The following is an 18,426-nucleotide window of genomic DNA, read 5'->3' on the forward strand; positions in this document are numbered from 1 at the left end:
CGTGGCGGCGGTCTTCTTCGCGGTGGCCCTGCCCGTCGAGCTGATGGTGGGAGAGTCGACGGGTTCGGTCCGCATCCTCGGGACGCCGGCGATGCTGTTCGCCGGGGCGATCATCGCCTTGATCTTCAGCAGCGCCCTCGCGATCCGCCGCTGGTCACCGCCGCTCGCGCTCGCGCTCGCGTGGGCGGGTGCGGCGCTGCAGATGGCTCTGGGCCGCCCGCCCTCGGTGTCGGACTTGGCGATCTTCGGCGTGCTCTACGTCACCGCCGCCTACGGAACCGCGCGGGTGTACTGGGTGGGATTCGCGTCGGCGCTCGCCGGTGCACTGGTGATCACGGCGTATCTGTTCGTCGGCCCGACCTTCGCGGGCGGCGGCCTCTCGTGGCAGACGCTGCCGCTCGCCGTGGCGGTGCTCGTCGCGGCGGGCTTCGCGCTGATGTTGTCGTGGACGGTGGGTGCACTGGTGCGCACCGCCGTGCGCGCGCAGGCGAACCGCGAAGCGCAGCGACGTGCGGAGGCGGACGCTGCGGCCGAGCAGGAGCGGGTGCGGATCGCCCGCGACATGCACGACGTCGTGGCGCACTCGCTCGCCGTCGTGATCGCGCAGGCCGACGGCGCGCGGTATGCCGCCGCAGCCGACCCCGCTTCCGCGACGAGCGCGGCGATGGATGCGCTCGACACGATCTCGACGACCGCCCGCGCGGCACTCGCCGACGTGCGCCTGCTGCTGACGCAGCTGCGCCATCCCCAGCCGGAGGGACCGCAGCCGACACTCGCCGATCTCGAAGAGCTGTACGCCCAGGTGCGCGCGACCGGCATCGAACTGCGCGTCGACATCGACCCCGTGCCGCGGCGCGAACCACCCGCCGCGGTGCAGCTGGCCGTGTACCGCATCCTGCAGGAGGCCCTCACCAACGCCCTTCGGCACGGAGACGGCCGGCCGGTGCGCGTTGGTCTCTCGTGGCATCCCGACCGCGTGGACCTCGAGGTGCGCAACGGTGCGGGAACCGGCGAGCGGCCGGCGGAGTCGGGCCACGGGGTGGTCGGTATGAGCGAGCGGGCGTCCCTCGTCGGAGGGCGGCTGCGGGCATTCGGCGAGGACGGCGAGTTCGTTGTGTCGGCGACGATGCCGATCGCGTCGGAGCTGGACCGGTGAGCGGGGGCGGCCCGATCGGGGGCGCACCGATCCGCGTGGTCCTCGTCGATGATCAGGCGCTGTTCCGCGCCGGCATCCGCATGCTGATCGACTCGCAGCCGGACCTGGAGGTCGTTGCGGAAGCCGCCGACGGGCGCGAGGCGCTCGCTGTCTCGCGCGGGACCCGGCCCGACGTCGTGCTGATGGACATCCGGATGCCGGTGATGGACGGCATCGAGGCGACTGCCGAGCTGCTGGCGGACACGGATCCGCCGCGGGTCGTGATGCTGACGACGTTCGACCTCGACGAGGCCGCTGCCCGCGCCATCAGGGAGGGGGCGAGCGGCTTTCTGCTCAAGGACGCCGATCCGGAGTTCCTGCTGGCGGCGATCCGGACGGTGCACTCGGGCTCGGCTGTGATCGCAGCATCCGCCACCCGCGAGCTCTTCGCGCATTTCGCGGATGCCGCGCCGTTGCCGATCCCGCCCGCGTATGGGGATCTGACCGACCGCGAGCGGGAGATCTTCGCGCTCGCGGCGCGGGGGCTGTCCAACGCGGAGATCGCGGCGCGGGAGTTCCTCTCGGAGGCCACGGTCAAGACGCACATCAGCCGGATCCTGGCGAAGCTCGGCCTGCGCGATCGGGTGCAGCTCGTGGTCTTCGCTTTCGAGCACGGGCTCGCGTAGGCGTTTCGTCTCGCTCGCTGCGCTCGCTCGCTCAAACGACCGGGGCTTTGGCGGCGCCTCAGCGCCCCTCGAGCGCCGCCCGGTGCAGGGGGGCGTACCTGGGCTTGCCGATCCACCGCCACACGACGCGCACGGGCGCCGGCAGATGCTTCTTCAGCCACCCGTCGCCGCCGGCGGGCTGCGAGGCGAGGATCTCGCCCAGCTGGTTCCAGGTCTGTCCCTTCGGCGCGGAGCGCCGGCCGTGCTCGGAGTACCAGTCGACCTCCTTCTGCGTGATGGTCGTCTCCATCACAGGCACGATGTTCGTCTCCTCGGGTCCTCTGGCTGTACCACGGCGCTTCGACCGTAACCACTACGTCGGTGCGGGGCAATGGCCCTTGGTGCGACCGCTGGCGCGGTTAGCCTCGGCATATGCGTCTGCCTCGCCTGCGGCATCCGGTCGTCTCGTATCGACGCGCCCGGATCATGCCCCGCTGGGTGCGCCGGCTCGACCGGGCGGCGAACCGGCGCATCAATGCCTCCCGTTCGTGGCACGTCCACGATCGGGGGTACAGCCGGCTGAGCCACGCCGCCGATCGCGGCCTGCTCTGGTATGCGATCGCGGCGACCCTGGCCGTGCTGGGGTACCGCCGCGCCGCCCTGCGCGGAGTCGGCTCGATGGTCGTCTCGGGCGTGATGGCCGATGTCGTGGTGAAGCGGTTCTTCGACGGGCGTCGCCCGATCTTCACCGAGGTGCCCACCATCCGGCGCCTGCGGGCATACCCGACGACACCGTCGTTCCCATCGGGGCATTCGGCGAGCGCGGCCGGTTTCGCGACCGGCGTCGCTTTGGAGACGCCGGTCGCCGGGGCGATCATCGCACCGCTCGCGGCGGCGGTGGCGTACTCCCGCCTGCACGTGGGCGCCCACTGGCTCTCGGACGTGGTGGGGGGCGTGGCGATCGGCGCCGGCGTCGCCGCCCTCGGCCGCCTGATGGTCCCCGCGCGGGCCCGGCGAGCGCCTGCGCCGGAGGTCGAGCAGGTCGTCGAAATGATCGAGCTGCCGCCGCTGCACGACGGGGCGGGCGTACTGGTCGTGATGAACAAGGGCGCCGGCACCGCCGTCATCCGTTCCGATCCGCGCCCGACCATCGCCGAGCGTCTGCCGGGTGCCGTCGTGCGCGAACTGGAGCCGGACGAGGCCATGGCCGACGTCGTGCGCGAGATCATGAGCGGCGACGATCCGCCCCGGGTGCTGAGCGTGTACGGGGGCGACGGGTCGGTGTCGCGGATGGCCCAGCTTGCGATCGAGTTCGACGTGCCGTTCATGCCCCTCCCGGGTGGCACGTTCAACCACTTCTCCCGGACGGCGGGCATCGAGACCGTCGACCTGGCGATCGATGCGCTGCAGGCGGGGTCGGGCATCGCGGCCAGCGTCGGCGAGCTGACCGCGGGCGGTCGGACCACGACGGTCCTCAACGCCGCCTCGATCGGGATCTACCCCGAGTTCGTCGCCGAGCGCACGAAGCGCAAGGCGAGGCTGGGCAAATGGATCGGCGGCGTGGTGGCCACGTGGCGGGGTCTGCAGGATGCCGAGCCGATCGACATCGTGATCGCCGGCCGCCGCGCACGCGTGTGGTCGGTGTTCGTGAGTGTCGGGCGCAACACGCCCGGCCAGGTCGCGACCTTCCAGCGGCGGACCCTGTCGGACGATGTGCTCGACGTGCGCGTCCTGCACGCCCGCGGTTCGCGGGTGCAGGCCGTCGCCGCGCTGTCCTTCGGCTCGGCGACGCGGGCGGTGCTGCGGGCGCTGCGACTGCTGCCGCCGGCATCCGACATCGAGCACATGACGGCGACCGATCTGGCGATCTTCGTCGAGCCACGCCCGGGCGAGGCGACCTTCTACGCGCACGACGGCGAGCTCGAACGCCGCCCCGCGGTCGGCGAGGACGGCCGCTACACGCTCACCTGCCGGATCGTGCCTCAGGTGCTGCGCGTCTACGCTCCCGCACCTTCGCGTGAGCGCGACGTGCTGAACCACGCCGGTCACTGACCCGGATCAAGGTCATCCTTGCGATGTAGGCCGACTGACACTTCCGGCCGACGCGCATGCCGCGACCGGTTCGTAGCGTCGAAGGCATGAACCTCTCCTCCTCCGATCTCGGGCTCGCGGCCCGCGTACACAACCTCACCAAGACTTACGGTCACGGCGAGAGTGCCGTGCGCGCGCTCGACGGCGTGAGCGTCGGCATCCGTCGTGGCGAGTTCACCGCGATCATGGGACCCTCGGGATCGGGCAAGTCGACGCTCATGCACATCATGGCGGGGCTGGATGCCGCGACCTCCGGCCACGCGTGGATCGGCGACACCGACATCACCGCCCTCTCCGACCTCGAACTGACCATCCTGCGTCGGCGCCGTGTCGGCTTCGTCTTCCAGGCATTCAACCTCGTCCCCACGCTCGACGCGCTCGGCAACATCCTGCTGCCGTTAGACCTCGACGGCCGGCGGCCGACGGCGCTGGAGCGGGCGCGCATCGACGGCCTGATCGACACCCTCGCGCTGCGGCCGCGGCTGCGGCACCGCCCGCACCAGCTCAGCGGCGGCCAGCAGCAGCGCGTCGCGATCGCACGTGCGCTCGCAACCGCACCCGACCTGGTGTTCGCGGACGAGCCGACGGGCAACCTCGACTCGCGCAGCGGCCGTGAGGTGCTCGGCCTGCTCGCAACGGCCAGCAGCGAGCACGGCCAGTCGATCGCCATGGTGACGCACGACCCGATTGCGGCCTCGCACGCCGACCGGGTGATCTTCCTCGGCGACGGCAGGGTCGTCGCCGACAAGCCCCGGCAGAGCGCCGACGAGATCGCGGCGTACATGCTCGCCTCCGACGGCGGGGTCTCATCTGCGCGGTCGGCGGCCGCGGCGGGCGATGCGGCGGTTCTCGCATGACCGCGATCTCGACGGCGGGGGCGATCGAGATGCGCCGACCCGCGGCATCCGCTCCTCCCGCGTGGCTGGGCGAGCGCGGGATGGGCGCGAGCATCCTCGTCGCCGCGATCTCGAGCGCCTTCGGCGTGCTGCTGATCTCGGCGACCGGGTACATCGCCGCGATGCTGCGCGCCGACCCGTACATCGGCGAGAGCGGCATGCTCGCGTTCGCGACCGGGATGCTGACGGTGCTCCTGGTCGGCGTGGCGGTCTACGTGGCATCGATCGTGACCGCCAACACCTTCGCCACCGTCGTCGCCGGCCGCACGCGCCGCATCGCGCTGATGCGTCTGATCGGCGCCTCGGCGCGGGCGCAGCGCGCCGAGGTCGCACGCCAGGGTCTGGTCGTCGGGGTGACCGGAGCGGTCCTCGGCCTGGTCGGCGGCACCGCTGTCGCCGCGGGCGGGGTCTGGCTCGCCGGTCGGATGCTGCAACTCGGCGACGTGCAGTTCGTCCTGATCCAGCCGGTGCTGGTGCTGCCCGCCGTCATCGTCGCCCTCACCACGTGGGCCGCGGCCTGGGGCGGGTCGCGCCGCGTACTCGCGGTCACGCCCCTGCAGGCGCTGGGCGGCTCGGTGGAGGCGTCGCACGACCAGGTCGCGCGTCGGACCGGCCGCAATGTCGGTGCGATCGCCCTGTTCGTCGCCGGCGGCGCCCTGCTGGCCGGAGGCATCGCCGTCGGGCTGCTGTCGCCGGTCGGCGTGGTCGTCGCCTTCGCCGGCGGCATCCTGTCGTTCACCGGGCTCGCGCTCGGCTCGACGCTCGTGATGCCGCCGGTCCTGCGCCTCGTCGGCCGCGCGTTCGGCGGCTCGGCGACGGCACGGCTCGCGGCCGAGAACGCGCTGCGATACCCCGAGCGCTCGTCCCGCATGGCGATCGGGGTCGTGATGGGCGTGACGCTGGTCACGATGTTCGCGGTGGCGATGGAGTCGGTCAAGGCGGTGCTGACCGCAGCCGGCGGCGGGTCGCTTCCGCCCGAGATCGGTGCGGTGCTCGACTCGTTCGCGGCGATCATGATGGGGCTCGTCGCCGTTTCGGCGGTCATCGCCGGGGTGGGCCTGGTGAACCTGCTGACGATCGGGGTGGTGCAGCGCCGTCGCGAGCTCGGGCTGCTGCGGGCGCTGGGTGTCTCGAACCGCCAGGTCCGCCGGATGGTGCTGCTCGAGGCGGCGCACGTCACGATCGCAGCGCTCGCGGCGGGCCTCGTGCTCGGCGTCGTCTACGGCTGGGCGGGGGCGCAGTCGCTGCTCGGCTCCATCCCGGTCAACCCGGGCGCCGATTGGGCTCCGAGCCTGGTGTGGCCGGCGGTTCCGTTCTGGCCAGTGGTCGTCGTGATCGCGGCGACCGCGGTGCTCACGCTCGTCGCGGCGGTCGTGCCGACACGCCTGGCGACGCGTGTCGCGCCGGTGGAGGCACTCGCGGAGTGAGCCTCCGCGCGGGTGCTTTCGTGCGCAGACGGGAGGAGATGTGCAGACGGGAGGGCGAGATCGGGGGATTCGGTCCTCCGCGCTGCACATCTCCTCCGCGCGGTCACCCGGATAGGTCGGCCGCGGCCTCGGCGTCGGTGTCGTGCGCCCAGGTCGGGGCCATCGCGCGGATGCGCGCTGCGCGCCACTGCCACGTCGTCCACAGCATCGGCCACAGCGCGAACGCGGTCGGCCCGCCGATCACGAGCCGGTCGCGCCACAGGGTCTTGGTGGGGTCGCCCGGCGCGGGCGCGATCGCCATCTGGTGGTCCCAGAGGCTCAGGCTCGCCAGCGGACCGGTGAGCGGGATGCCGCTGTCGCGGAAGATCCGCACCTTCCCGTTCGCGTCGTCGACGACCCGCTCGCTGACGTGGATCAGCTGCCGGCCCATCGGCACGATGCCACCGAGCGAGAGCTGAACCGGAACGTCCCCGCCGGGCTCCCACGCCGTCGGAAGGCCTGCCGGCACGACTGGCTCGAGCCCCATCAGAGGTCCGTACAGCTCGGCGACGGCCCGCGGCGAATGGACGGCCCGCCACGCGGCATCCGCATCGCAGTCGATGACGAGCTTCAGCAGGATGCGCATCGTCCCAGTCTCGCATCGGTGTGTGCGGGCGTCGGCCGCCGTGGGCGCGAGTGCACGGGTTGCCGTCCAGCGCACGGCTTTTCGACGCCGGCAGGTCGTGCACTCCGCGGCAGGTCGTGCACTCGGCGAGGTAGGGCGAACGAGGCACCGGATGCCGCGGCCTAGGCTTGCGGAATGGACGACCCGCGGCATCCGCTCGACCAGTCCACGTACCAGGTCCGCTTCGAATGGGGCGCGGCGGGACTCGCGCGACTGACCCCGGCCGAGGTGGTCGTGATCGTCGACGTGCTGCGCTTCTGCACCGAGGTGATCGGCGCGGTCGAAGCCGGGGAGGCATACCCGTTGGATGCCGCCGCGCACGCCGTCTCGATCAACGGCGCGGCGGTCGCCGAAGCCGCTGAGGGGAGTGGCGCGGTGGTGCTCCTCGGCGCGCTGCGCAACGCGTCGGCGGTCGCGCGAGCAGTCTCGCGGGAGCAGCTGCGGCGGGGCGACCGGACGAGCATCGCGGTGATCGCGGCCGGCGAGCTCACCAGCCGAGACCCGGGTGCACCGCTGCGATTCGCCGTCGAGGATCAGCTCGGCGCGGGCGCCGTCATCGACGCGCTCGGGTTGCTCGGGATCGACCACACGTCTCCCGAGGCGGCAGCGGCGTGCGAGTCGTTCCGCGCACTGCGGGGCGCGACCAAGCACCTTCTCACCGCGAGCGGTTCGGGTCGCGAGCTCGCCGAGCGCGGCCTCGCGGCAGAGGTGGTGGCCGCCGCAGCGCTGGACGCGTCGGATGCCGTGCCGGTGCTGCGCGAGGGCGTGTTCGTCTCCGCCTGAGCGGCGCCTCAGCGCGGCGTCATCGCCGCGAGGCGCGCAGCCGGGCTGATGGTGCGGCGCGTCCAGGTGAACACGAACCGCTCGTCGAACCGCGGCGCGCACTTGGCGCACGAGGTCGGGCGCGTGACCCGCCGATGCCGGTACGCGAGGTGGCCGACGGGGCACACGCCGATCCACGGGGCCAGCTCGACGGCGGTCTCACCGTGGTGGGTCGTGCCGCCGACGTACCCCAGGTCGCGGGCCACCGCCTTCCACTTGGGGCCGTGCCCGGCGGACGCACCGGCCAGCGCATGCGCCACCTCGTGCAGCAGCGTCTGATGGTTCGTGTCGTCGTCGTAGCGGGCGGCGAGGTAGCGCGACACGCTGATCCGCTTGCGCGTGTAGTCGCACAGGCCCGCCCGGCGCTTGGCGTTGTCGAACGCGAACGACCACGTGGCGTCCAGGTGACGGGCGATCAGCGCGTCAGCCCAGACGCGCACGCGAGAAAGTTCCGACATGACGGGAAGAGTAGAACGTCCCTACGACACTGGCGCGGTCGGCGCAGCAACGGCCACGCGGGCCTCAGCTGGCGACGGACGCGTTGCTGCGGCGGCGGTCGGCGGCGTCGATCGCGAGGAGTGTCGACTCGAGCTGATCGTCGGTGGCCCCGGACTCCTGACGCAGGAACAGGGCCCGCTTGAAGTCCGAACGCGCCGCGCCGAAATCGCCGGCGTCGTAATGCACTCTGCCCAGGTGCTGGTACGCGAATGCCGCGATCCCGTTCCACTCCTGGCCCTCGGCCTCGTACGCGCACGTCGCGAGCTCCTGCTCGGCGGCGGCGAAGGCGCCGCGATACTGCTGCACCGACGCGTGGAGGATGCGGGCCCGCAGCAGGTCCTTGCGCGTGCCGGCCATCCGGGCGACGCGCACGGACTGCTCCGAGAGCACGAGCGAATCCTCCAGTCGGCCCAGCACCTTGAGCAGCCAGACCCGCTCGAGCAGTGCGGGAAGACTCCGCTGCTCGCCGATCTCCTCGAGCCGGTCCTTGCATTCGCGCGGATCGACCTGCTCGCGCAGGGTGACGGGGTCGTACCCGTGGATGTAGCTCACCTTCGACTCCTTTCCGCGCGACCAGGCTCGCTCTCCAAGTGTGCCCCGAGCCGCCGCGCTCGCCGCGAGGGCACGCCGCGTGTTCCGTGCGCGGAGGCGCCGCGGTCTCGTCGAACGGTCGCGACACGCCGCTGAGGTGCGGCGGCGGACGGCGTGTTGCGTCCGCTCGCCACAGACCGGCCATGCCCGGGTCGCCCGACGCCGGGTCAGCGTTCGAAGACGGATGCCGCCGGCTTCGGCGACGGCGTGGCGTCGGCATCGGTGGCCACACGTGCTCCCCGGACGAACTCGTCGAGCTCGGCGCCCTGCGCGACCTTGGCCGGATGGGGCCCCGCCGCCATCAGCCGCGGCAGCCACTCGGACGGCAGGTCGGACCGGGATGCGGCGATGACGAGGTTGCCGAACCGGCGACCCTTCAGCACCTGCACCTCGGCGAGCACGAGCACGTGCGGGAACACCGCGCGCACGGTTGCGACCTGGCGCCGCGCGAACGCGAGCCCTGCGCCGTCGGCGACGTTCACCAGCAGCACGCCCCCACCGGGGCTCCGCCCCCGACCCCCGGCTTGCTGGCGCGCGCCCTCTGACCCGAGCAGCCGCTCCGCGGCCGTGTAGAACTCGACCGTCGTGAGGTGCGCGGGCGTCTGCGATCCGGCGTAGACGTCCGACACCAGCAGGTCGACGTTTCCGGCCAGCGCTGCGGGCAGGCGCCCCAGACCCTCACGCGCGTCGCCGATCCGCACCCGGATCGATGCGCCGCGGGGGAGCGGCAGCTCATTGCGCACGAGTTCGACCAGCGCCGGCTCGAGCTCGATGACCTGCTGTCGCGAACCCGGCCGGGTGGCGTCGATGTAGCGCGGCAGGGTCATCGCCCCGGCGCCCAGGTGCACCGCTGTCAACGGCTGGCGCGGCATCCGGAGCAGGTCGATGACCGCGCCCATGCGTGCGACGTACTCGAAGTGCAGGTGGGTCGGGTCGTCGAGGTCGACGTGGGACTGAGGCGTGCCGTCGACCGCCAGCTCCCACCCGCCGGCGTACGCCGACCGCACGACGTGCGCCAGCGTGCCGTCGGAGAGGCGCACCGATTCGGGGGGTTCCTCGTACCGGGCGCGGGCCATGGGTCCACGGTATCCCGGCGTCCCACCGCCCGTGGAACCGAGTCTCAGGCGCCCGAGCCGAAACACAATCGAGACCCAGGTGTAATGGCCGTCACGCGTGCACGCAGGTAGCGTCGGAGGATCACACACCTCGTGGGCGAGAAAAGCGTGAATCCCGCGCGCTCGTTCGCCCGCATGTCATGGAAGGTGCACAGCACATGCTCCACAATTCGAGAAAGCGCTGGATGTCCGGCGCGGCGATCGTCGCCCTGGGCGCGCTGGTGCTCAGCGGCTGCGCGAGTCAGCGTGAGGACGGCGGCGGCGAGGAGAACACGTCCGACGTCGACTCGACGTTCGTCTTCGGCTCGTCCGGCGATATCGCGGGACTCGATCCTGCGATGGCCAACGACGGCGAGACGTTCCGGGTGTCGCGTCAGATCTTCGAGGGTCTGGTCGGTGTCGAGGCCGGCACGGCCGACCCCGCCCCCGGTCTCGCGGAGAGCTGGGAGCAGTCCGAGGACGGCCTCGAGTACACCTTCCAGCTCAAGGAGGGCGTGACGTTCCACGACGGCACGGACTTCAATGCCGAGGCGGTCTGCTTCAACTTCGACCGCATGAACAACTTCACCGGTCTCGCGGCGACCGAGAGCCTGTCGTACTACTGGGGCAAGCTGATGCGCGGCTACGCCGAGACCGGCACCTCGATCTACGGCGGGTGCGAGGCCACCAGCGAGACAGAGGCCACCATCACGCTCACGCAGCCGTTCGCCGGGTTCATCCCCGCGCTGTCGCTGCCGTCGTTCGCCATCCAGAGCCCCGCGGCGCTCGAGGAGTTCGCGGCCGACGAGGTCGGCGGCACGGCGGAGGCGCCCGTGCTCAGCGAGTACGCGCAGGGCCACCCGGTCGGCACCGGCCCGTTCAAGTTCGATGCGTGGGCTCCAGGCGAGACCGTGACGCTGAGCGCGTACGAGGACTACTGGGGCGAGCAGGGCCAGGTGCAGGAGATCATCTTCCAGGTGATCGGCGACACCACGGCGCGTCGTCAGGCCCTCGAATCCGGCTCGATCGACGGCTACGACCTCGTCGCGCCCGCCGACATCGGCTCTCTCGAGGACGCCGGGTTCAACCTGGTCAACCGCGACCCGTTCAACATCCTGTACCTGGCCATGAACCAGGCCGTGCCGGCTCTGGCCGACCTCAAGGTGCGCCAGGCGATCGCCCACGCCATCGACAAGGAGCAGCTGGTCACCCAGGTGCTGCCCGAGGGCACCGAGGTGGCGCGCGAGTTCATGCCGCCCGCTGTCATCGGCTGGAACGAGGACGTCACGACGTACGACTACGACCCGGAGGCGGCCAAGGCACTCCTCGCCGAGGCCGGCTACAGCGAGAGCAACCCGCTGACGCTGCAGTTCAACTACCCCGTCAACGTGTCGCGCCCGTACATGCCGAACCCCGAGCAGATCTACACCAACCTGGCGTCGCAGCTCGAGGCCGTCGGCATCGTGCTCACCCCGGTGGGCGAGGACTGGAACCCCACGTACCTCGACCGCATCCAGGGCGGGCAGGACCACGGCATCCACCTCCTGGGCTGGACCGGCGACTACAACGACCCGGACAACTTCGTCGGGACGTTCTTCGCCACCCCGGGCAACGAGTGGGGCTTCACAAACGAGGAGCTCACCGCCGCGCTGACCGAGGCCCGTGGCCTCGCGACCGAGGAGGAGCAGGAGGCGGCGTACCTCGCCGTCAACGAGCAGATCATGGAGTACCTGCCCGGCATCCCGCTCGCGCACCCGGTCCCGACCCTCGCGTTCGCCGAGCGCGTGACGTCCTACCCGGCCAGCCCGGTCCAGGACGAGGTGTACAACCTGGTCGAGCTGAGCGAGTGACGCTCTGATCGGATGCCCCGTCCCCGTGCTCCGCGCGAGGACGGGGCATCCGACTCCCTCACCCGCCCCCGACCGCTGGTCGCCCTCCCCGGAGATTCTTCGTGCTACGCACCATCGGCAGCAGGCTGCTCCTGCTGATCCCGACCCTGTTCGGCCTTTCCATCCTGCTGTTCCTGTGGGTTCGGGCACTGCCCGGCGGCCCCGCCGTCGCGCTGCTGGGTGAGCGGGCGACACCCGAGGCCGTCGAGCGGATCAACGAGCAGTACGGCTTCAACGAGCCGCTGATCGTGCAGTACTTCACCTGGCTCGGACAGCTGCTGTCGGGCGACTTCGGCACCTCCCTGCAGACGCGGGCACCGGTTCTCGAGGAGTTCGCGCGGCGACTTCCGGCCACCCTCGAGCTGGGATTCCTCGCGATCATCCTGGCGGTGGGATTCGGCATCCCGCTCGGCTATCTGGCCGCGCGCCGCCACGGGCGGGTATCCGATCATGTCCTGGTGGGCGCGAGCCTGCTGGGGATCACCATCCCGGTGTTCTTCCTGGCGTTCATGCTCAAGTGGGTGTTCGCCGTGCAGCTGGGCTGGCTTCCGTCCGAGGGGCGGCAGGATCCGCGAATCGACGCCACGCACTACACCGGCTTCTACGTCCTCGACGGCATCATCACCGGCGAATGGGATGCCGCATGGGACGCGTTCCTGCACCTGATCCTGCCGGCGATCGCGCTGGCGTCCATCCCGCTCGCGATCATCGTCCGCATCACCCGTGCGTCCGTGCTGGAGGTGCAGAACTCGGACTACGTCCGCACCGGAATGGCGAAAGGCATTTCGCGCGGCACCATCCGCACCCGCTTCATCCTCCGCAACGCGATGCTGCCGGTCATCACGACGATCGGCCTGCAGGTCGGCTTGCTGATCTCGGGCGCGGTGCTCACCGAGACCGTCTTCGCCTTCCCGGGCATCGGGTCGTTCCTGGCCCGCGCGATCTTCACACGCGACTATCCCGTGCTGCAGGGTTTCATCATCTTCATCGCGGTCGGCTACGCCTTGATCAACCTGGCGGTCGACGTTTCCTATAGCTTCATCGACCCGAGAGTGAGGGTCTCATGACAGCAGTGGCTGTTCGAGCGACGGGAGGTCCCGTATGACCTCTGCAATGCTTCCTCCCGCGCCAAGCGGAGGCCCCGTCGACGACACCTCCGTCGACGACAAGGAACTGCTCGCCGCGAAGACCGGCGGCGGCGGATTCTGGCGGGACGTGTTCCGCCGCCTTCGCCGCAATCCGAGCGCCTGGGTCGGCGGCGCCATCATCGCGCTGCTCGTGCTGGTCGCGATCTTCGCCCCCTGGCTGGCGCCATACGGGCCCACTGAACTGCCCGGCCAGCGGTACATCACGCCGACGCACATCCCCGGACCCGGCGAGATCCCCGAGTTCCCGCTGGGACTGGACCGTTTCGGCGGCGATGTGCTGTCCAAGCTCATCTGGGGTGCGCGCGCGACGCTCATCATCGGCGTCGTCTCGACCGCGATCGGCCTGATCGGCGGCATGATCCTCGGATTCCTGTGCGGCATGTTCGGCGGCTGGGTCGACACGCTCATCATGCGCATCGTGGACATCCTGCTGTCGGTGCCCTCGCTGCTGCTGGCCGTGTCGGTGGCCGCGGTCCTCGGGCAGACGCAGGTCTCGCTGATGATCGCGATCGGCGTCGCGCAGGTACCCGTCTTCGCCCGCCTGCTGCGGGCGTCGATGCTGCAGCAGCGCAACGCCGACTACGTGCTCTCCGCGCAGACGCTCGGCCTCGGTCGCGGCAAGATCACGATGAGCCACGTGCTCCCCAACTCCGTCGGGCCGGTCATCGTGCAGGGCACGCTGTCGCTGGCCACGGCGGTCATCGAGGCGGCGGCGCTGTCATACCTCGGCCTCGGCGGCGACGTGCCGCAGACCGCCGAGTGGGGCCGCATGCTCACGTACGCGCAGCTGGAGCTGGCGGTCGCGCCGTGGCTCGCGTTCCTTCCGGGCGTCTGCATCACGATCACGGCTCTCGGGTTCACGCTGTTCGGCGAGGCGCTGCGCGAGGCGATGGATCCTCGCACTCGGGCGCGCTGACCAAGCAGGCCCCTTCGGGCTGACCTGCCCACGCTTGATCGGTCGCGGGCGGGCGGTCCCGCGCCTCAGACGGCGATGTCGAGCTCGTTGCCGGGGATCGACGCGAGCAGGCTGCGCGTGTACGGGTCGCGCGCGTTCGTGAAGATCTCCTCGGAGGTCGCCGCCTCGACGAGTTGCCCGTCCTTCATGACGCACACGTAGTCGCTGATGAGGCGCACGACGGCGAGGTCGTGCGAGATGAAGAGGTAGCTCAGGCCGTACTCGCGCTGCAGGTCGCCGAGGAGGGTCAGGATCTGGTCCTGCACGAGCACGTCCAGTGCCGAGACCGGCTCGTCGCAAACGATCAGGTCGGGCTCCAGTGCGAGCGCGCGGGCGATGGCGACGCGCTGGCGCTGGCCGCCGGAGAGCTCGGAGGGATACCGCCGCAGCATCGTCTGTGGCAGCGCCACGTCGTCGAGCAGCTTCCGCACGCGTGCGGCGCGATCCTTCGACGAGCCGCGCTTGTAGTGGTCCAGAGGCTCGGTGATGATCCGCTCGATCGAGAACATCGGGTTCAGCGACGAGTACGGGTCCTGGAAGATCGGCTGCACCCGCTGACGGAACGAGCTGAGCTGCTTGCCCCTGAGGCTGGCGACGTCCTCGCCGTCGAACCGGATGACCCCGGCCGTCGGGTCGATCACCTTGAGCACCATGCGGGCCGTCGTGGTCTTGCCCGAGCCCGATTCGCCGACGATCGCGACCGTCTCGCCGCGGGGGATCGCGAAGGACACGTCCTTGACGGCGACGAAATCCTCCTTCTGCCCGCGGACGTTGAAGACCTTCGTGAGTCCCTCGACCTCGACGATGTAGTCCGGCGCTGCGGCGGGCGCCACATCAGCAGGCTCGACGACGACTGCGGCCGGCGCCTCCGGCGCGGCGCTCAGCTTCGCGGGAGCGGGTGCCGCGGCATCCGCCTGTTCGTCGGAGCTCGGCCTGCGGAAGGCTTCGGGGCGCAGCCGCACGGCAGCCACGGACGGGGCCGCCCTGACGAGCGCCTGCGTGTAAGGGTGCTGGGGGTCTTCCAAGATCTGGCGCGCGGGACCCTGCTCGACGATGCGTCCGCGGTTCATCACGACCACGCGCGATGCCCGCTCGGCCGCGAGACCCAGGTCGTGGGTGATCAGCATGACCGAGGTCCCGCGCTCGGCGGTCATGCGTCCGAGCTGGTCGAGGATCGTCTTCTGCACGGTCACGTCGAGTGCGCTGGTCGGCTCGTCGGCGATCAGAAGCTTCGGGTCGCACGCGAGGCCGATGGCGATCAGGGCGCGCTGCCGCATGCCGCCCGAGAACTCGTGCGGGTACTGCTTGGCGCGGTCGGCCGCGTTCGGCAGGCCCGCGGCGGCGAGGGTCTCGACGACTTTGCGGTCCACGTCCCTGCGGGTCGCGAGCCCGTGCGCCAGGAGCGTCTCGGCGATCTGAGTGCCGATCTTCGCGACCGGGTTGAGGTTGGACATCGGGTCCTGGGGCACGAGTCCGATCGAGCGGCCGCGGATGCCGCGCATCACGTTCTCGTTGGCTCCCACGAGGTTCTCGCCCTCGAAGAGGATGCTGCCCTTCGTGACCTTGCCGTTGCCCGGCAGCAGCCCGATGACCGCCATGGCCGTCGTCGACTTGCCCGACCCCGACTCGCCCACGATCGCGAGCGTCTCGCCGGCCGCGAGGTCGAGGTCGACGCCCTCCACCGCGTGCACGATGCCGTCGACGGTGCGGAACTCGACGGCGACGTCGCGGACCTGCAGCAGGGAAGTGCCGGCGACGACGCGCTCGGAGGATCGGGCCATCCCCCCATCCTGCCTTGGGGTGCACTCCGGCGCACCCGTCGAGGCCGAGCCTTTACGCAGTCGTGACGCTCGGCGCCGGCTCGGCGACTGACGGTGATGTTCGGGTTTCTGTCCGCGCGGCGCGGCCCGGCCGCGCGGCGCCCGTGTTTCCGCGTCCGTCGGGCGCCCCCCCCTCCCGGCGGGACTGATCCCGAACGGCAGAGCGCCGTGCAGGACCCGGCGCTACCGTGGAACATGGCCTCGATCGACCTCAACGCCGACCTCGGCGAGACCGTCGACGGCGTGGCGACCGCCGACGACGAGGCGATGTTCGCGGTGATCTCGAGTGCGAGCATCGCGTGCGGCGGTCACGCGGGGGATGCCGCCTCGATGCGCGAGGCGGTCGACCGGGCGCGCCGCTTCCGAGTCGCCGTCGGCGCGCACCCGTCGTATCCCGACCAGGCGAACTTCGGCCGCACCGCGGTTCCGATCGATGCGGAGGAGCTTACGCGCACCGTCGCTGCGCAGCTCTCGGCACTCATCGACAGTGGAGCCGACGTGCGCTACGTGAAGCCGCACGGCGCGCTGTACCACGCGGTCACCGCTGACGCGGCGCAGGCCGATTCGGTCGTCGCGGCGATCAGCGCGCTCGCGGATCGGCTGGGGCGACCCGTCGCTGTCCTCGGCCTTTCCGGGCATATCGAACGTGCCGCGCTCGAGGCGGGTCTTCCCTTCGTGCGCGAGGCGTTCCTCGATCGCGGCTACCGGCCGGACGGATCTCTGGTTCCCCGAGGAGAACCCGGCGATCTGCTCGACGACCCGCAGCAGGTCGCCGAGCGGGCGATACGGCTCGTGCGCGAGGGCGGCGTCGATGCCGTCGACGGCGCATTCGTGCCGGTCGCCGCGGCATCCCTCTGCCTGCACGGCGACTCGCCCGACGCGGTCGCGATGGCGCGCGCGGTCCGCGCGGCGCTCGATGCGGGTGGAATCGAGGTGCGAGCGCCGTGGTGAAGGACGCAGGCTCCGCTCGTGGACCCGAAGACCTCCGCATCCTGCCGATGGGCGACCGGGCGATCCTCGTGGAGATCGACTCGCTCGATTCCGCGATCGCCCTGCATGCCCGGCTCGAGGCGTCGCGTCCGGGGGGTGTCGTGGATCTCGTGCCCGCGGCGCGGACGGTGCTGGTCCGCGTCGATCCGGCGGCGTATTCGCTCGCGGCGGCTCGCGCGTGGGTCATGTCGACGACGGCGGATGCGGCATCCGCTCGCCCTGTCGACCCGGACGCCGTCGAACTCCAGGTCGTCTACGACGGCGCCGACCTCGCGGAGACTGCGGAGCTGCTCGGGCTGAGCGCCGACGAGCTGGTGCGCCGGCACACGTCGGCCGAGTGGACGGTGGCGTTCACAGGCTTCGCCCCGGGCTTCGGCTACCTCGTCAGCCCCGACTGGACGTTCGACGTGCCCCGGCTGCCGAGTCCGCGCACGCGCGTCCCGCGCGGTGCAGTGGGCCTCGCCGGTCGGTTCTCGGGCGCGTATCCGCGGGAGACCCCCGGCGGGTGGCGGTTGATCGGCACGACCGGCGCGGCGCTCTTCGACCCGGATGCCCCCCGCCCCGCTCTGCTCGCGCCCGGCACGCGCGTCCGCTTCCGCCCCGCCACCGGCCGCGAGACTGCAACCGCACGTCCAGACAGCGGGCAGACCCCGCAGTCTCGCCGTCCGGATGAAGTCTCGCGACAGGAGGCGCCGGGTGTGCGGATCGTCGAGCCCGGGCTGCTGGCCACCCTCCAGGACCTCGGGCGGCCCGGTTTCGCATCCCTCGGGGTCGCGCCGTCCGGCGCGCTCGACCGCGGCTCCGCTCGCACGGCGAACCGGCTCGTCGGCAATCCCGAGACCGAGGCGGTGATCGAGGCGACGATGGGCGGGCTGCGCGTGGTCGCCGCACGCGACCTGTGGTTCGCCGTCACCGGAGCGTGGGGGCCGATCCGCCTGTCCGGGCACGAAGTCGATCCCTACGAGGCGCACGAGTGGCCGGCGGGAGCCGAGCTGCACCTCGACTGGTTCGAGCACGGTGCGCGCGGCTACCTGGCCGTGCGGGGCGGGTTCGGCGGCGCGCCCGTCCTCGGCTCACGCTCGACCGACGTCCTGGCGGGGATCGGGCCGCCGCCATTGCGGGCCGACGACGAGATCAGCGTCGGCACCGAGCCGAGCAGCCCGATCCCGGTCGCGGAGGCCGTTCCCTGGGGCGCGCCGCACGATGACGAGATCGAGGTGCAGCTGGCCCCCGGCCCGCGGGCGGACTGGTTCGCGGCATCCGCCTCCGCGGCGCTGTTCGAGCAGGTGTGGACGGTCACCGACGCGGCGGACCGGGTCGGCATGCGCCTGGACGGACCCGCGCTCGCGCGCGCACGCGACGACGAGCTGCCGAGCGAGGGCATGGTGCCCGGCGCTCTGCAGGTGCCGCCCAGCGGGCGGCCGACGATCCTGCTGGCCGACGGACCCGTGACGGGCGGCTATCCGGTCATCGCCGTGGCGACGGATGCCGCGCTCGACCTGCTTGCGCAGGCCCGACCCGGCACGCGGCTCCGGTTCCGTCACGCACGCGCAACCTGAGCGCGCGGCTTCACTTCACCACTGCGACAGCGAGTGCGTGGCCAGTGCCCGCTCGGGCTCGGGCAGCGCCTGTGCCACGGCCTCGGCGAGCGTCATCTGCGCGCCCTCGAGCTCGCCCGCGGCCACGCCCTCCGGGTCCGCTTTGCGCACCGCGTCCAGCGACAGCGCGTGCACCGTGAACG

The 18,426-nt window shown here is 71.5% G+C and carries 17 protein-coding genes; 11 read left to right on the top strand and 6 right to left on the bottom strand.

Translation table 11 applies throughout. The features are described from left to right. The first annotated feature begins 1 nt into the window (after position 1). Positions 2-1,156, top strand: coding sequence for a sensor histidine kinase (locus tag VFX99_RS17195; RefSeq protein WP_329667513.1), 1,155 nt, complete (start codon positions 2-4; stop codon positions 1,154-1,156). Further along, entirely contained in the window at positions 1,153-1,821 is a 669-nt protein-coding gene (locus VFX99_RS17200) for a response regulator (RefSeq protein WP_414684421.1), read from the top strand. The genes VFX99_RS17195 and VFX99_RS17200 overlap by 4 nt, the downstream gene beginning before the upstream one ends. A gap of 58 nt (positions 1,822-1,879) precedes the next feature. Here the strand turns inward: VFX99_RS17200 and VFX99_RS17205 are convergent, their stop codons facing one another. Beyond that, positions 1,880-2,110 carry a hypothetical protein gene (locus VFX99_RS17205; RefSeq protein WP_329667514.1) on the bottom strand — a complete coding sequence of 77 codons (231 nt, stop codon included), beginning with the start codon at positions 2,108-2,110 and terminating at the stop codon, positions 1,880-1,882. A 122-nt stretch (positions 2,111-2,232) separates the two neighbouring features. Between VFX99_RS17205 and VFX99_RS17210 the strand changes: the two genes are divergently transcribed. From VFX99_RS17210 to VFX99_RS17220, 3 genes are all read left to right on the top strand, one after another. Then, a complete protein-coding gene (locus VFX99_RS17210) occupies positions 2,233-3,852 on the top strand; it encodes a bifunctional phosphatase PAP2/diacylglycerol kinase family protein (protein ID WP_329667515.1) in 1,620 nt (539 codons plus the stop codon). An 86-nt stretch (positions 3,853-3,938) separates the two neighbouring features. Next, positions 3,939-4,748, top strand: coding sequence for an ABC transporter ATP-binding protein (locus tag VFX99_RS17215; protein WP_329667516.1), 810 nt, complete (start codon positions 3,939-3,941; stop codon positions 4,746-4,748). Then, positions 4,745-6,214: an ABC transporter permease gene (locus tag VFX99_RS17220; RefSeq protein WP_329667517.1), complete on the top strand. Its 1,470-nt coding sequence runs from the start codon at positions 4,745-4,747 to the stop codon at positions 6,212-6,214. The genes VFX99_RS17215 and VFX99_RS17220 overlap by 4 nt, the downstream gene beginning before the upstream one ends. 103 nt (positions 6,215-6,317) lie before the next feature. Here VFX99_RS17220 and VFX99_RS17225 read toward each other — a convergent pair whose 3' ends face one another. Then, positions 6,318-6,839, bottom strand: coding sequence for a hypothetical protein (locus VFX99_RS17225; protein WP_329667518.1), 522 nt, complete (start codon positions 6,837-6,839; stop codon positions 6,318-6,320). Between the two features lie 174 nt (positions 6,840-7,013). Between VFX99_RS17225 and VFX99_RS17230 the strand changes: the two genes are divergently transcribed. After that, positions 7,014-7,661 (top strand): 2-phosphosulfolactate phosphatase, encoded by a 648-nt coding sequence (locus VFX99_RS17230; protein WP_329667519.1) that lies wholly within the window; start codon positions 7,014-7,016, stop codon positions 7,659-7,661. Between the two features lie 8 nt (positions 7,662-7,669). On the opposite strand, the gene VFX99_RS17235 is transcribed toward VFX99_RS17230, so the two are convergent. The 3 genes from VFX99_RS17235 to VFX99_RS17245 all read right to left on the bottom strand — a co-directional run bounded on the left by VFX99_RS17235 (position 7,670) and on the right by VFX99_RS17245 (position 9,865). Continuing rightward, positions 7,670-8,158, bottom strand: a complete 489-nt coding sequence (locus VFX99_RS17235; protein ID WP_329667520.1) for a SprT-like domain-containing protein — start codon at positions 8,156-8,158, stop codon at positions 7,670-7,672. Between the two features lie 64 nt (positions 8,159-8,222). After that, positions 8,223-8,750, bottom strand: a complete 528-nt coding sequence (locus VFX99_RS17240; protein ID WP_329667521.1) for a hypothetical protein — start codon at positions 8,748-8,750, stop codon at positions 8,223-8,225. A 206-nt stretch (positions 8,751-8,956) separates the two neighbouring features. Then, a complete protein-coding gene (locus VFX99_RS17245; protein ID WP_329667522.1) occupies positions 8,957-9,865 on the bottom strand; it encodes a fused MFS/spermidine synthase in 909 nt (302 codons plus the stop codon). Between the two features lie 224 nt (positions 9,866-10,089). On the opposite strand from VFX99_RS17245, the gene VFX99_RS17250 reads away from it, so the two are divergent. The 3 genes from VFX99_RS17250 to VFX99_RS17260 all read left to right on the top strand — a co-directional run bounded on the left by VFX99_RS17250 (position 10,090) and on the right by VFX99_RS17260 (position 13,836). Then, the gene (locus VFX99_RS17250; protein WP_414684423.1) at positions 10,090-11,733 is read left to right on the top strand and encodes an ABC transporter substrate-binding protein; all 1,644 of its coding nucleotides are present in this window, start codon (positions 10,090-10,092) and stop codon (positions 11,731-11,733) included. 101 nt (positions 11,734-11,834) lie between these two features. Further along, a complete protein-coding gene (locus VFX99_RS17255; RefSeq protein ID WP_329667524.1) occupies positions 11,835-12,839 on the top strand; it encodes an ABC transporter permease in 1,005 nt (334 codons plus the stop codon). 34 nt (positions 12,840-12,873) lie between these two features. After that, complete coding sequence (locus VFX99_RS17260; protein WP_329667525.1) at positions 12,874-13,836, top strand: ABC transporter permease; 963 nt, start codon at positions 12,874-12,876, stop codon at positions 13,834-13,836. Positions 13,837-13,901: 65 nt separating this feature from the next. On the opposite strand, the gene VFX99_RS17265 is transcribed toward VFX99_RS17260, so the two are convergent. Beyond that, positions 13,902-15,656, bottom strand: a complete 1,755-nt coding sequence (locus VFX99_RS17265; RefSeq protein WP_329667526.1) for an ABC transporter ATP-binding protein — start codon at positions 15,654-15,656, stop codon at positions 13,902-13,904. 234 nt (positions 15,657-15,890) lie between these two features. On the opposite strand from VFX99_RS17265, the gene VFX99_RS17270 reads away from it, so the two are divergent. Both VFX99_RS17270 and VFX99_RS17275 read left to right on the top strand, forming a co-directional pair. Further along, positions 15,891-16,646, top strand: a complete 756-nt coding sequence (locus tag VFX99_RS17270; RefSeq protein ID WP_329667527.1) for a 5-oxoprolinase subunit PxpA — start codon at positions 15,891-15,893, stop codon at positions 16,644-16,646. Continuing rightward, positions 16,640-18,244, top strand: coding sequence for an urea amidolyase family protein (locus VFX99_RS17275; protein WP_329667528.1), 1,605 nt, complete (start codon positions 16,640-16,642; stop codon positions 18,242-18,244). Before VFX99_RS17270 ends, VFX99_RS17275 begins: the two co-directional genes overlap by 7 nt. The last annotated feature ends 182 nt before the right edge of the window (positions 18,245-18,426 follow it).

Origin of the sequence: Microbacterium sp. (assembly GCF_036277215.1) — a bacterium.
Taxonomy (GTDB): Bacteria; Actinomycetota; Actinomycetes; order Actinomycetales; family Microbacteriaceae; genus Microbacterium.

Coding starts and splice junctions, on each gene's coding strand:
- VFX99_RS17260 (WP_329667525.1), top strand. CDS start 12,874: ATGACCTCTGCAATGCTTCCTCCCGCGCCAAGCGGAGGCCCCGTCGAC.
- VFX99_RS17210 (WP_329667515.1), top strand. CDS start 2,233: ATGCGTCTGCCTCGCCTGCGGCATCCGGTCGTCTCGTATCGACGCGCC.
- VFX99_RS17270 (WP_329667527.1), top strand. CDS start 15,891: ATGGCCTCGATCGACCTCAACGCCGACCTCGGCGAGACCGTCGACGGC.
- VFX99_RS17245 (WP_329667522.1), bottom strand. CDS start 9,865: ATGGCCCGCGCCCGGTACGAGGAACCCCCCGAATCGGTGCGCCTCTCC.
- VFX99_RS17225 (WP_329667518.1), bottom strand. CDS start 6,839: ATGCGCATCCTGCTGAAGCTCGTCATCGACTGCGATGCGGATGCCGCG.
- VFX99_RS17235 (WP_329667520.1), bottom strand. CDS start 8,158: ATGTCGGAACTTTCTCGCGTGCGCGTCTGGGCTGACGCGCTGATCGCC.
- VFX99_RS17250 (WP_414684423.1), top strand. CDS start 10,090: ATGTCCGGCGCGGCGATCGTCGCCCTGGGCGCGCTGGTGCTCAGCGGC.
- VFX99_RS17220 (WP_329667517.1), top strand. CDS start 4,745: ATGACCGCGATCTCGACGGCGGGGGCGATCGAGATGCGCCGACCCGCG.
- VFX99_RS17205 (WP_329667514.1), bottom strand. CDS start 2,110: ATGGAGACGACCATCACGCAGAAGGAGGTCGACTGGTACTCCGAGCAC.
- VFX99_RS17230 (WP_329667519.1), top strand. CDS start 7,014: ATGGACGACCCGCGGCATCCGCTCGACCAGTCCACGTACCAGGTCCGC.
- VFX99_RS17215 (WP_329667516.1), top strand. CDS start 3,939: ATGAACCTCTCCTCCTCCGATCTCGGGCTCGCGGCCCGCGTACACAAC.
- VFX99_RS17265 (WP_329667526.1), bottom strand. CDS start 15,656: ATGGCCCGATCCTCCGAGCGCGTCGTCGCCGGCACTTCCCTGCTGCAG.